Origin of the sequence: Paenibacillus sp. FSL H8-0122 (assembly GCF_038005345.1) — a bacterium.
In the GTDB taxonomy this organism is placed as follows: domain Bacteria; phylum Bacillota; class Bacilli; order Paenibacillales; family Paenibacillaceae; genus Paenibacillus_AQ.
This window is the reverse complement of the sequence record NZ_JBBOTB010000001.1, coordinates 7,423,771-7,437,549: the sequence shown is the minus strand read 5'-3', so window position 1 is coordinate 7,437,549 and position 13,779 is coordinate 7,423,771. Positions and strand designations below refer to the sequence as shown.

12 protein-coding genes are annotated in these 13,779 nt (G+C 37.2%); all 12 read right to left on the bottom strand.

Annotation, left to right across the window (positions count from 1 at the left end; genetic code table 11):
- Positions 1-15: 15 nt before the first annotated feature.
- The 12 genes from NSS64_RS31940 to NSS64_RS31885 all read right to left on the bottom strand — a co-directional run bounded on the left by NSS64_RS31940 (position 16) and on the right by NSS64_RS31885 (position 13,778).
- Positions 16-1,083: a glycosyltransferase family 2 protein gene (locus tag NSS64_RS31940; RefSeq protein WP_341142723.1), complete on the bottom strand. Its 1,068-nt coding sequence runs from the start codon at positions 1,081-1,083 to the stop codon at positions 16-18.
- A gap of 175 nt (positions 1,084-1,258) precedes the next feature.
- A complete protein-coding gene (gene rfbD / locus NSS64_RS31935) occupies positions 1,259-2,128 on the bottom strand; it encodes a dTDP-4-dehydrorhamnose reductase (RefSeq protein ID WP_341142722.1) in 870 nt (289 codons plus the stop codon).
- Positions 2,128-3,150 carry a dTDP-glucose 4,6-dehydratase gene (gene rfbB, locus NSS64_RS31930; protein ID WP_341142721.1) on the bottom strand — a complete coding sequence of 341 codons (1,023 nt, stop codon included), beginning with the start codon at positions 3,148-3,150 and terminating at the stop codon, positions 2,128-2,130. Before rfbB ends, rfbD begins: the two co-directional genes overlap by 1 nt.
- Before the next feature lie 164 nt (positions 3,151-3,314).
- On the bottom strand, positions 3,315-3,719 hold the full coding sequence (locus NSS64_RS31925) for a GtrA family protein (RefSeq protein WP_339220606.1): 405 nt from the start codon (positions 3,717-3,719) through the stop codon (positions 3,315-3,317).
- Positions 3,670-4,605, bottom strand: coding sequence for a glycosyltransferase family 2 protein (locus tag NSS64_RS31920; protein ID WP_341142720.1), 936 nt, complete (start codon positions 4,603-4,605; stop codon positions 3,670-3,672). The genes NSS64_RS31925 and NSS64_RS31920 overlap by 50 nt, the downstream gene beginning before the upstream one ends.
- Entirely contained in the window at positions 4,586-5,683 is a 1,098-nt protein-coding gene (locus tag NSS64_RS31915) for a DegT/DnrJ/EryC1/StrS family aminotransferase (protein WP_341142719.1), read from the bottom strand. Before NSS64_RS31915 ends, NSS64_RS31920 begins: the two co-directional genes overlap by 20 nt.
- A gap of 71 nt (positions 5,684-5,754) precedes the next feature.
- Complete coding sequence (locus tag NSS64_RS31910) at positions 5,755-6,168, bottom strand: sugar 3,4-ketoisomerase (RefSeq protein WP_341142926.1); 414 nt, start codon at positions 6,166-6,168, stop codon at positions 5,755-5,757.
- Between the two features lie 79 nt (positions 6,169-6,247).
- A complete protein-coding gene (locus NSS64_RS31905) occupies positions 6,248-7,057 on the bottom strand; it encodes an N-acetyltransferase (protein ID WP_341142718.1) in 810 nt (269 codons plus the stop codon).
- Positions 7,058-7,103: 46 nt separating this feature from the next.
- The gene (locus NSS64_RS31900; protein ID WP_341142717.1) at positions 7,104-8,360 is read right to left on the bottom strand and encodes an acetyl-CoA acetyltransferase; all 1,257 of its coding nucleotides are present in this window, start codon (positions 8,358-8,360) and stop codon (positions 7,104-7,106) included.
- Positions 8,361-8,392: 32 nt separating this feature from the next.
- Positions 8,393-9,697, bottom strand: a complete 1,305-nt coding sequence (locus NSS64_RS31895) for a 3-hydroxyacyl-CoA dehydrogenase family protein (RefSeq protein WP_341142716.1) — start codon at positions 9,695-9,697, stop codon at positions 8,393-8,395.
- 192 nt (positions 9,698-9,889) lie between these two features.
- Positions 9,890-11,881: a YfhO family protein gene (locus tag NSS64_RS31890; RefSeq protein WP_341142715.1), complete on the bottom strand. Its 1,992-nt coding sequence runs from the start codon at positions 11,879-11,881 to the stop codon at positions 9,890-9,892.
- A 109-nt stretch (positions 11,882-11,990) separates the two neighbouring features.
- Entirely contained in the window at positions 11,991-13,778 is a 1,788-nt protein-coding gene (locus NSS64_RS31885; RefSeq protein ID WP_341142714.1) for a glycosyltransferase family 2 protein, read from the bottom strand.
- Position 13,779 lies beyond the last annotated feature (1 nt).

Genomic DNA, 13,779 nt, shown 5'->3' with positions numbered 1-13,779 from the left:
TTATCGAAAACTCTCTTATTCCGCCCCTCTGCCCAGACGCTTTGCCTTCTCCTGAATATACTGGCGCTTGCGCTTCAGGGCAGCTCTCTGTGCGAAGAAGGAGATCCAGGCTCCTAACAGCTTAGGCTCTTTCAATAGCGAGTAGCCATGTGCGGCGATCTCGTAAGGAAGAGAATTTAGCAGAGTGAGCAGCAGTGTGCGGGAGGGCTCGTTCTTGTATATCATTTTATACCGATTAATATAGGAGATCCGCTTGATGAACATCGCTTTACCACTCCGCCCCGATGTCTTCCAGCCCCGCTCATGGTAGCCTATCGCTTCCGCATCATAGTAGGCCTTCCAGCCGAACAATTCCGCACGCCAAGCCACATCTACATCTTCCTTATACGCAAAAAAATCCGCGTCGAAAAATCCCCCCTCCACGCTGATATCCTCAATCATCCGCCGCGAGTACATCGCCGCCGCACCGGAGACACCGAATACTTCGCCAGACTCATTCCACTGGTCGGCAGGCTCTCCCGCTCCACGGTCAAAAGCCCTCCGCGCCTTATTCATCCGCAGTCCGGTACTATCCACCAGCGAATGATCCGCCTTCAGCAGCAGTTTGCCTGTGGCACTCCCGATCAGGGAATCGGCTTCCATCCGGGCAACCAGCTTGGATATATAATCCGGGGCCAGCGTAAGGTCCGGATTCAACACCAGCACATAATCGGTCGTAGTACCGGCAATTGCCTGATTGTGTGCGAAGGCGAAGCCGGTGTTATGTTCATTTTCCAGGAGGACGAGGGTTGGGCTCGGGGGGCTCTCCAAACTTCCTACATAGTTGGCTGATGCTGCGTTATATGATGAGGTTACTGCTTCGTCAACGGAGTGTAACGGATCGATACGCATACGCGCTGATCCCTGGGTAAGCTCATGATAGAACGCCCTCACCTTCTCCGCCGATCCATCCGTGGAAGCATTATCCACTACCACAATCTTTTTGACCGGATAATTCTGAGCCAGCACAGCCGACAAGCAATCCGCAATATCATCTGCGCTGTTATAAGTAACAATATGCACACTGACCGTTTTAAGTTTCATGGGGTACCTCGAGTTCCATATATTGATTAGTCGAACGTGTTACTCCCCATTATAACGAAAAGAGAGGTGCCGGGCTATGGAAGGTTGTTGAACCGCTCTCATCAAGACTATCAAATTAGAATAAGAAACCCCTAACCATTAAGATGGATTAGGGGTTCTTCAACATATCCTGCAGCTATTTCAGCTCCAGCAAAAAGTCTCTCAATCCTTCACGCCATGGACGGATATCCTGGAACCCGTTGGTACGGATCGCCAGATGCTCCATCACCGAGTTGCGTGGGCGAGGCGCCGGACGGGGGAATTGCTCCGTCCCACAAGGTTCAAGCTTCGCTGTAAACTTCAGCCCCAGAAGTTCCTCTGCTTCCGCAAAGATGGCCTGGGTGAATTCATACCATGTGCAAGACTCTGTGTTCGAGGCGTGGTACACTCCATACTTTTCAGTCTGGATAAGCTCAAGCAAGAATCTCGCCAGGTCCACCGTATACGTAGGTGAGCCCTTCTGGTCATCGACAACCTGCAGCAACGGCTTTTCCTGCCCTAGCTTCAGCATGGTTTTGACAAAGTTATTGCCGTATTTGCCATAGACCCAAGAGGTACGTACGATGAAATACTTGGAGGATAACGACTGGACTAATACCTCTCCGGCACGCTTGGACTTCCCGTAGATACTCTTGGGGTCGGTATTATCATATTCATGGTAAGGTTGCTCCCCCATGCCATCGAATACATAATCCGTGCTGATATAGACCAGCTTAGCCCCTGCCTTCTCAGCAGCCAGCGCCACATTCCGGCTTCCTGTAGCATTAATCAGGTACGCTGCATCCACATCAGTCTCAGCTGCATCCACTGCCGTGTGAGCCGCACAATGAATGACAGCATCAGGCTTAAAAGCCCCGATGATCTCCTGGCACTGGTCCAGATCAGTAATATCCATCTCCTGACGGTCACAGCCTAGCGCCTCATAATCCTGACCCTGAAGCAAAAGCATAAGATCCTGCCCCAGTTGCCCACCAGCCCCTGTAACCAGTACCTTCGTCTTCGCCATTACAAGGAGTCTCCCAGACGGCTGCCGTACTGAAGTGCAGCATACTTCTGGTATTCACCAGACTGAATGCGGGTCCACCATTCCTTGTTATTCAGATACCACTGAATAGTTTCCTTAATGCCAGTTTCGAACGTGTGCTTAGGCTTCCAGCCCAGCTCGTTCGTAATCTTGGTTGGATCAATGCCATAACGGCGGTCATGTCCGGGACGATCCTGAACATACGAAATCAGCGAATCCGGCTTGCCGAGCTCTTGAAGCACAGTATTCACAATATGCACATTCGTCCGCTCATTGTTACCGCCGATGTTGTACACTTCACCATTCACGCCTTCATGAATAACCAGATCAATTGCGCTGCAGTGATCCTCAACATACAGCCAGTCACGGATATTCATTCCGTCTCCATACACAGGCAAAGCCTGATCTGCCAGCGCACGCGAGATCATCAGCGGAATCAGCTTCTCCGGGAACTGGTAAGGACCATAGTTATTCGAGCACCGGGTAATGTTAACTGGCAACCCAAAGGTTTCATGATAAGCACGCACCAGCAAGTCTCCGCCTGCTTTACTTGCAGAATACGGGCTGTTCGGCGTCAGCGGTGTTTCTTCCGTGAACAGACCTGTAGCACCAAGTGATCCATAGACCTCATCCGTGGACACTTGAACAAACTTATTCACACTATATTTCTTAGCCGCATCCAGCAGCACTTGAGTGCCCAGCACATTCGTCTTCACGAACACTTCCGGCTCCAGAATACTCCGGTCTACATGAGACTCAGCAGCAAAGTTAACCACTACATCCACACCGTCACCGATCAGCTTATCCATCGCCGCTACATCAGTAATGTCTGCCTTCACAAACGTATAGTTCGGATGATTCTCAATCGATTTCAGGTTCTCCAGATTTCCTGCGTAAGTCAACGCATCAACGTTGACGATCTGGTAATCAGGATGTTGCTGCAGCATATAGATTACGAAGTTGCTGCCGATGAAGCCGGCTCCGCCGGTAATGAGGAGTTTCATTTTGTACCCACCTTTATCAATAGATTAATTCGGAAACAGATTAATATCCTTTACCGCTCATCGTTAACTGAAAACGAAAAACTCGTGAGTAACATTCGGTGCCATACAATCCCATACTATGCAGTGCTCATTATACTGGGAATAATATTAGTCCACTTTATCTTTCACTTACTTTTTATAATTAACTTAGAAAGAACATACGTAATAGGAATAGTAACTACAATAACTATTAAAGGTACTACTTTTGTCGATAATCCTAGATGTTCAACTAAAACGTACAACATAAGTATGTTTATTAAATACTGAGTCAAGTACACCATAGGGAATTTAAGAAATTTAATAAATGATACCTTTTCTTTGAATACAAAAACTGTATTCAAATAATAAGAAAGAAATATCCCTGAAATATAAGAAACTGTATATGATAAGGAATAATTAAGAAATAAGAGAAGAAGTAAATACACCAAGTAAGTGGCTAATGTATTAATCCCTCCGCTTATAACAAATTTTAAAAATTCTTTATTCAAAAGTCTTATCAACAACGTAGGTTGGTCTTTCTCTACTTTCATCTAAAATCCTCCAAAGATATTCACCTATAATACCCAGCATAATCATGATTATTCCTAACAAAAAAGTTATTAAAGCGATGATTGTTGTCCATCCTTGAAGATTAATATAACCTGATAAAGTTCCTATCACTACAAATACACCATAAAAGAAACTTAAAATCGCAGTAATAACTCCTATAAGGGACATAAAGCGGATAGGTGAATATGAGAAACTAACAAAAGAATCAATAAACAACTTGAGTTTCTTCGAAAGTGTCCATCTAGATTTACCAAATTTCCTTTCCTGTCTAACGTAGGGAAGTTGTACTTGATCATGACCAAGCCAGTAGATAAGGCTCATAATGTTTGTGTTCTTCTCATGAATTTCCACAATTTCAGAAACAACCTGTTTATCTATTAATAAAAAATCAAAACCACCCTTAGGGTATCCCTTTAAAGCAAACTTTTCTAACAGATAGTAATAAGTATTAGAAAACACTTTTTGAGATAATGACTCTTCACGATCTTCTCTAGTGGCAAGAACGACTTTTTTACCTAATTTCCAATGCTCAATCATGTCTTTGAACATTTCCGGAGGGTCTTGCAAATCAGCAGAAATAATACCAACACAGTCACCTGTAGTATAATTCAAACCTGCTTGTACAGCGGACATCGAACCAAAATTACGACTAAGTTTAATAACTTTAATCCTAGAATCGTAACTTTTTGCCTCAAGTAGCAACTGAAATGAATTATCTTTCGATCCATCGTCTACAAACACAAACTCAAAATCACAATCGGGTATAATGTTCTCCAAATTTTGCAATCTCGGAATAGTATGTGGGATGTTCAACTCGTTGTAGTATATAGGTACAACTATCGATAATTTAATGCGGTTTGTACTCATTTACAACCTCCACAATTCTTTTCGCGTCAGCCATATTTAATACAGGGCTGATTGGAAGGCTCAAAATTTCTGAATGGATTTTCTCGGAAATTGGTAGCTTCAAATCTTTCCATTCTTTATAAGCTTCTTGTTTATGCGGGGGGATTGGGTAATGAATCATTGTCTGTATTCCATTGTCGCTCATATAATTAATAAAATGTGTTCTATCCAAAGTTCTAATAACAAATACGTGCCAAACATGTGATAATGGGCCTTCTTCTACACTTGGTAGCACAATGTGTTCATTTTTAATATTGGTCAGATAGAAATCCGCAATCGTTCTTCTATATTCATTATCTTGGTCCAAGTATTTTAATTTAGTACTTAATATAGGAGCTTGTATTTCATCTAACCTACTATTATATCCTTTAAAAATATTCTCGTATTTTTTTTGTGATCCATAATTTCTTAGAGCATGAAGAGTATCATACAGTTTTTCATCACTGGTTGTTATGGCTCCTGCATCCCCTAAAGCTCCAAGATTTTTCCCAGGGTAGAAACTAAACGCTGCAGCATCCCCTAAAGCTCCAACTTTATAATCCTTATATACAGCGCCATGTGCTTGGGCACAATCTTCAATTATTTTCAAACTATATTTTTCTGCAATATGCTTTATTGGCTCCATATTACATGCCTGTCCATAAAGATGAACTACCATAATGGCTTTTGTATTAGGAGTTATATATTCTTCGATTTTTTCAGGATCTAAATTATATGTCAGTAAGTTAGGCTCTACTAACACAGGTGTAGCACCATTTGCAGAAATAGATAGTATGGAAGCGATATAAGTATTTGATGGCACAATTACTTCATCACCAGAACCTATCTCATAAGCTCTAATAATTAGTTCCAGTGCGTCTAACCCATTAGCTACTCCAAGACAATACGTCGTCCCACAATAACTTGCAAACTCGGACTCAAAAGCTTTTACTTGCTCCCCTAAAATATACCATCCGGAATTCAAAAAACTTTTCATGTTAGCCATAATCGCATCCTCATGGCGTAAATTAATTTCTTTTAAATTAAGGAAAGGAATCATGATAATCCACCTATTTCTATTAGAGTAGTTCCAAAAGAAACCTTTAAATAGTACTTATACAAAAATTTTCATTATGATTTTCCACTATAGAATTCAATAAATTTTTCATAGTCTCGAATATAATCTTCAGCGTCGTATAAGTGAGAAGCTAGAACAAGCAATACACAATCTTCTGAAAAATCATACATTTCATGCCAATCGTTAGGCTCAAGGATTAGAATTTTTGTAGGAGAATCTAACAATATATCAGTTTTTCTTTTTGTATTATTTAAATAAACCTTACAACTTCCAGAAACGCTTACCAAGGCCTGTCTTGTCTTGTAGTGGGCATGATATCCACGTCTAACGTCCTCTTGGGTACCATAAATATAAAACACACGTTTAATATCAAAAGGAACGGTTATTTGTTCCTCTATAACCGTTAAATAGCCTTTATCATCGCCCATCTTCTTATTGTTAATAATTGAACTTTCTATCATATTCATCTCCAACTTAAAGCCCACTCCTCGCTACTATTAGAACTTTTAATGATGTTGCCTTAGATATATAACAACATTTAAATTATCAAATACCCTCTATATTCAAGTTTTTATACCATGTTTCGTAGTCTGTATCTTCCCATGGCATACCCTTTTTAAAATAATTCCTCCAAGGATACGCGGATTCACCGGTAAATTTATTTTTTATTTGGTGCACTTTAGCAATCTCTTTAGCTGGATTACCAACTACTACTGCACCTTCAGCAACATCTTTTGTAACAATTGAGCCAGCACCTATCAAAGCATCTTCTTTTATCATCACACCAGGTAACAACACGCTTCCTGTTGCAACTATTGCGAATGACTCAATTTTCACACCTAACAATTCATCTGAAGGTGGAGTTGGGTCATTTGTTAACACCACATATGGAAAAATCCATACATAGTCCTTTATTTCACTTTTTTGCCCAATATGAACATTGCTATGCAAACTTACATAATTACCGATTGTACAATCTCCTTGTATATCGGATAAGGTCCCTATTCTTACATTATTCCCAATATTGCTATTTTCTCTAATAGTAACTTTATGTCCACATTGAAAATTCTCTCCAATAACAGTGTCTCCATATATAATACTTTCCGTCCGAATCAACGCATTTTCACCGATTATTAAAGGATGGCTCTTATTAACTCTATCTCTATAAAAGTCAAAGAGATATTCTCCAATAATACTTCTTGCTCCTATGAAGCTTCCTCTTTTAATGTGAACATTATCCCTTATAATACATCCATAATCTATATACACTTCATCTTCAATAGTTACATTTTCACCAATAAAAACACCTTCTTTTATAACAACATTTCGTCCGATTTTTGTCGATGTATTAATCACACAACCATCTCCTAAAATAAAAATAACTTATTATATACTAAGGGGGTTATTCGTCTTTCCCAACGATAAATGTATAATTAGTAGTCGCGCTTCCACCAATATTAAGCATCATACCATTATTAGCAGTTTCCAATTGATATCCTAGAGCACGTCTTGTTAGTTGCTTGTAGAGATCTAAAAACATCCTCACCCCACTTGCCCCCACAGGATGACCGCACCCAATTAATCCACCACTTGGATTCACAGGTTTAGCTCCATTAAACGATGTTAGGTCAGATTGAATTGCTTCTAATTCTTTCCCCGGTTCAGTTATACCAAAAGCAGAAATTGCAGCGAATTCACTAGAAGTAAAACAATCATGAGTTTCAAAAAAGTCGATATCGTCTACTGTCATATTGGCTCTTCGATATGCATCCATTACTGCTTGTCTTGTCCAAGGTATAATATACTCATTATTAATGCTTTCTTTCATCTTTTCTTCAAACTTCATAGGTGCTACACGATGTCCCCATCCCTTTACAATAGGACATCCTTCTTTTACTTTATCAAACTCAATTATTATTTTTTCTGATGATAATGCTACAAATGCCGCCCCGTCTGTCACTTGGGAGCAATCTGAAGTACCGAGCATTCCACCAATTGTAGGATTAGTAGCTGTCCCTCTCTCTCTAGCTTGCTCCTCATTCATAAACCACTTTTTGGTTTGAGCATTAGGATTTCGCTTTGCATTATTGTAGTTCTTCACAGAGATTTTCGCTAAACAATCAAGATATTGTTTGTTATCAAAATTATATTTTTTCACTGTTTCATCAGCAAGTCGCCCAAATAATTTTGGAAAAGGAAAGTCAATATTTTTCGCTTCACTTTCATAAAATGCTGCTCTACCTAAAAAATCACCACATGTTTTAGAATCCACTGTCTTCATAAGTTCCCACCCAATAACCAATACTAGATCATAATCACCTGCTCTTATCTTCGTTATACCTGCATCTAGTGCAACAGATCCAGATGCACATGCAGCTTCATATCTAGCAGAAGGAACACCATAAAAAGCATCGTTAACCTCGGTTAATAAAGCCCCTAAATGGCCTTGGTCTACAAAGTACTCACCAATAAAGTTCCCTACGAAGCAAGCAATTCTACCTTCTTTGTTTAAATTTTTAATATCGTTATAAGTAACCCCAATATTCTTCAACCCATCATCAATAACCTCTTTTAAGAGGGCGATTATCCCTTTCCCTTCTTTGCTCCAGTTCCGTCCAAAATCTGTTTGTGCCCCGCCTAACACATATACTTTCTTCATAAAGTCCCCCCCTTTATTAATACATAGATTTTTCATTTTGCTTTGAAGAATGGTCTATAATCATAATTCGAACTTGGGATATCTTCTAATAAAATATTAAGGTCAAAGCTATCTTCTAATTGATTACCTAAATGCTTATACGCAAGTTTTTTAAATTCATAAACGCCCCCAAAAGCCTCTATCACCGAAAGGGGAGGTGCCCAATCAAATCCAGATGCCATAACATCATCACAAGAATGCACACTTTCACCAATTTCTTTTGCAGCAGTTATTCCGTATAAAACATATTTAATTAGAAATTCAGTACATATTTTAGCTTCTATAGAATGGTTGTTTATTAGAACTGCAAATGCATTATTGTAGTTTCCTATTCTCAGCTCTCTAACCATATTTTTAGCAAAAGTAAACACGTAATCTTCTTTAGGCCGATAGTTATCAGAGAGCACATCATACACATATATTGATTTTTTGCCGTCAGCCTGCCGTTCAATCTTATATAGACCAATTCCAGATTTCCTACCTAATTTGTTGTCTTTGATAAGATTAATAGCAAAGTCAGGCATTTCAAATGAACTTCGTGCATAATCTTTAGAGTTATAGTACAAGTTGTCAACGATCGCCTTATGAACATCAAGTCCAACAAAATCAGAGGTAACTAAAGGTGCCATGCTCCGTCCAGTAAATGGGCCCAGGATAGCATCAATGTAGTCTATCCCCCCATTATCTTTATACAGATCTGCATATCTTAATGCTTCGTTAATGAAATAAAAGCCTATTCTGTTCCCTAAAAAAGCAGGTGCATCCTTAACTTCTACAACTTTTCTATTAAGGATATCTTTCAAGTATAATTTCAATTCATTAAGCATAGTTTCATTTGTGACCCTGGATGGTATCACTTCACAAAGGCTCATATTATATGGAGGGTTATACATATGTATACCTACATATTGAGATCTAAGTTCTATTGGAAAGCACTCAGAAAGCTCATTTATTGATAAGCCGGAAGTTCCAGTACTTATTATTGTATTAGGTTTTATAAATTCAAGTATTTTTAAATAAACGTCTTTCTTTATTTCTAAGTTTTCTGCTACACTTTCAAATATTAAATCAGAATCAGTAATACATTCCTCTAAATCACAGTAAGATTTAGGAATTAAATTCACTTTTATAGCCTCTGCTTTTACAGATTTTGTCGCTTTAATTGCCGCAGCCTCAGCCGAAATAATATCTCGACAAACCATATACACTTTGCAATTACCAAAAGATGCGAATATTCCCGAAACATTGCACCCCATTGTTCCATTTGCGCCGATTACAGTTACAGTTTTAATATCCACAATGCACTCTCCTTATCAGTAAGGTCAATAAACAACCAAAATAATCTAGGATTTTCCAGAAAAAACGCCTATTTAACATAGATAAAGAAGTTGCTATTCAATCAGTCGGGGAAAAGCAACGGAGATATTCCTCAATACCTCCCTAATCTAACACGCTAAATTATTCCCCCCTACGCATCTCCATAATTATTCTTAATTAAGCTTGACACGAAACTTCGGTATTAATTTAAGTGCATATAGCAATAATGTAAACCATACAAATATAGTAATATAAAAACTAATAATGAGAGCTTGAGGGCTAAATTCAAATTCAACCTCATGACTCCCTTTGTTTACTAGCACGCCCATTGTACCATCTTCATTTAGTTTTAAAGGGGCGGTTGTTCCATCTACTTTCACATTCCATCCTTTAAAATATGACTGAGTCAATCCCACTACCCCAGATTTATCCAAATAAAAATCTCCACCTATCTTATTTCCGTTAACGTAAATATAATCAGGACTAATTCTATCTTCATTGTTAATACTAGACCACAAAACTGGATCATCCTTTTGTGGCAGTAAGTTTAGTGAATAGGCAGAATTAAAATTTTTCAATTCAAAACCACCTATGTATCCTCCGTTTTGAAATTGTTGAGAATATACTGTATAAGGGAAGGCGACGGGAAATGGTTTAGAATCAATATACTTATTTAACACACTAATTTTCCCAGGGGAATTATACATATTTTCAATAGCAGTAGTATATGAAGTTGGTCGATCTTTAGTCCCCAAGGTGTAAGTACCATTACTAAATACTCCTTGGAAAGAAAATATCAATACAAAAGTAAAAAATAAAATATCAGCACAATTTTTAGATATTTTTTTTACTGAAATATAATAAAAAATCAATATTATTAATGAAAAAAACAACTCTTTTCTAGTCCCTGAGGGCAGATCAAACTTCAGGTTAACAAATAACTTTAGAAAAGTAATTTGTGCTAGTATTATTAGTATTAACAGACTACTGGTTAAGAGCAACCGTTTATACTTTTCATAATATAAATCAATCGAACTCAAGCTAGATGCGACCAGCATTATTAAATAAAAGAAAAACAAAAATCGTAATCCTGCAGGAAACCTAAAAGTATCAACAAATGGTATGAAACTATATACCATTTTATAGATAAATAGATTTTTACCAAGCGACAACGACAATGTTAGCAATACTAAAAATATCAACTTTATATTTTTCTTACTAAACCGAGTAATACAAATAAATAAAGTAATCGGTAATGAGATATACATATTGGTCATTGATACATCAGCATTACTAATATAAGGGGATAATTGATTGAATTTGGGAGATATCAACCCTATCAAATTTTCAAAAGACAATGAATTAATAGTTGCCGCACCCCACCCGACAGAAGATCTTGTTATTAAATTCATTGCTTCTATTGTGCTTACAAGGGTAACTAAACTTGACCCTAACACTACAACCACCAAAATAAATAATGAATAAAATATATTCTTTAGCATGAGAGAAATACTAGTGAATTTCCCCCTATATTCTCCTATATCAAATAGGAATTCAATGAATAATACGAGGAGAATAAAAACGACGAATACAGGATAGCTATTTAGAACTAACAATCCAATAAAGGCTCCTAAAAAAACCACATTCCTTTTATCCGAGGTTCTTACCCATAATTGATAAAAATATTGTACAAATGGTATTAAGGCCGCAGCAGCAATAAAAGTTATATGCTGGGCATTTCCGATAAATAAACCACAGGTTGCATATGCTACACCTAGTGCAGAACAAACCCATTTCGATGAACAATAATTACCTGTAGCTAAATACACTCCCATTGATGCAATTATCGCAATCAACACAAACTGAACTTGTAATATATATTGAGAATAACCAATCAAACCCAGTAATAAAGTTAGTGGTGACCAAATTGGGCCACCAAGTAAGTGAGATAATGGTATTCCTCTAAATTGATAAAACTCCCATAACGGTAAATCCCCGTGTTTTATATGATTTGACAAAGAAACCATAACAGAGAAGAGCGCATCATACGTATCCCACTTTAACCACCACATACCAAAGAGTAAGGGACTATATATTATTATTACGCTAATAATCATTGTGATGAATGCACTTTTCTTTGGTAATTTAGAATAAAAACGCTCCATGTATTTAACCCTCTCTACCTCATCTATAACCGCTAATGTTATTAATTATCATACATATAGAATGACAAGTTCATAAATAACATTAGCAGCTCATATATTCGTTTTCCAGTTATCTAAGTATTTTCTTTGCATATCTAATCATTTTATTCCTGGCTTTAAAGAAAAAAGATTTGAAGGTTAGTCCTTTAACTTTATAAATCAACATTGGGGGTCTATTCAATAGATATTCCGCATCTTTAAATATAGAAGCCATATTAATTTCAAACTTTTTATTAAAGTGCTTTTCTCTTACAACTATTAGATATTTATCAAACAATTCTTGTCTCTCTGTACTACTCACTACACTTGAAGGAATTCGATATAAGGAGGTTAGTTTCTCTACATACAAAAAATCGTATTTCAAAGCATATTTTAACCACAAGTCCCAATCTTCTAGAACCTCTAACTCAACATCTATTCCACCTAAATCATCATAAATCTCTCTGCTAAATAAAACCGTTTGAATGGGGAAGTAATTATGATGCATCAGCACCAATCTGTTAAATGGTTGTCTGTGTTGAACGTTGTGAAATAATTCTTTGTATTGGTAAGGATCCCTTGAAGTGATTTCCGTCGGAACCTCAAAACTTATAGAGTAAGCAGCCTTTTTGTCGGGATTTTTCTGCAATTGAGAAATTAAAACTTCAACATGATCTGCATAGAGTAAATCATCATCATCTAGAAAATTAAAATATTTTCCCGTAGCTGTTTCCATTGCTATATTACCGACTACACATCTTCCAACCCTATCATGCGTAGCTTTATAAACTATATTTAGATCCGCAAATTCCTTTAATATTAAACTTTCTGAGATAGCTGGACCGTCTTCAACTACAATAACTTCAATGTTGCTGTATGTCTGATTTCGAACACTTATCAAAGCTTCTCGCAATACACTAGGTCTTCCACATGTTCTTATTAGAATAGACACAAGAGGCGTGTTTTCAGGTTTTTCATTGATGTAGAATGCGCCTTCTCTTATAATTTCATAATCCCATATTTTAAAATCAGCTTGAAATCTAACTGATTTTGCATTTTTAAATTTCCACTTTCTAAACCTATATCCTTCAAAAGGGGCACGAATTATATTTTTGAACACTTTAGCCTTATGATTCTTGGAAGGTCCCTTAACTACAAGTAATCCACCATACATAATATGGCCCTTAATAATATCCTTAATATCTCCAAACTTATAACGAAGCATCAAGTTCATGAATGTACTATTATAAAATTGATTAGGCTTAACTTCATTTGCACTCATATACGTATAATGATGAATTATACATTTAGGCACATATATCAGCTTAAAGCCATGAGCTCTAAATCTCCAGCTTAAATCAACATCTTCACCATACATAAAAATCTTCTCATCAAACATACCTATTTGTGTGAAATAGTCTCTTCTAACTAAACAACAAGCACCACTAGACCAACTTGTCTCCATACTTACAGGATTATAGATTTTAGGATGCTCGTAAGGAAATTGCCTCGCTTCCCACAACCCAATACTATCATCAGAGTTATCGACAGCCTTCATGAGTTCTATAATGCTGTTTTTGTCAACCTCAGTATCAATATTCAAGAAAAAGACATAATCTTGATTCGTATTTTTAACTCCATAATTATTAGCTTTACCAAACCCGAGATTTTTATCTAAAAAATGGTATTCATAGCCACCAAAATCTTCTTTTCCATCAAATGATTCTATTAATTCTCTACTTCTATCGTTTGAACAATTATCAACAAAAGTTAAATGTAATTTATTTAAAGGATAATTTTGATTGTATAAGCTCTTTAAAAGCTGATTGATCCATTTCTCAGAATTATACGATATTAATATAATATCTAAAGTTTTCAAT

Coding starts and splice junctions, on each gene's coding strand:
- NSS64_RS31940 (WP_341142723.1), bottom strand. CDS start 1,083: ATGAAACTTAAAACGGTCAGTGTGCATATTGTTACTTATAACAGCGCA.
- rfbD (WP_341142722.1), bottom strand. CDS start 2,128: ATGGCGAAGACGAAGGTACTGGTTACAGGGGCTGGTGGGCAACTGGGG.
- rfbB (WP_341142721.1), bottom strand. CDS start 3,150: ATGAAACTCCTCATTACCGGCGGAGCCGGCTTCATCGGCAGCAACTTC.
- NSS64_RS31925 (WP_339220606.1), bottom strand. CDS start 3,719: ATGAAAGTAGAGAAAGACCAACCTACGTTGTTGATAAGACTTTTGAAT.
- NSS64_RS31920 (WP_341142720.1), bottom strand. CDS start 4,605: ATGAGTACAAACCGCATTAAATTATCGATAGTTGTACCTATATACTAC.
- NSS64_RS31915 (WP_341142719.1), bottom strand. CDS start 5,683: ATGATTCCTTTCCTTAATTTAAAAGAAATTAATTTACGCCATGAGGAT.
- NSS64_RS31910 (WP_341142926.1), bottom strand. CDS start 6,168: ATGAATATGATAGAAAGTTCAATTATTAACAATAAGAAGATGGGCGAT.
- NSS64_RS31900 (WP_341142717.1), bottom strand. CDS start 8,360: ATGAAGAAAGTATATGTGTTAGGCGGGGCACAAACAGATTTTGGACGG.
- NSS64_RS31890 (WP_341142715.1), bottom strand. CDS start 11,881: ATGGAGCGTTTTTATTCTAAATTACCAAAGAAAAGTGCATTCATCACA.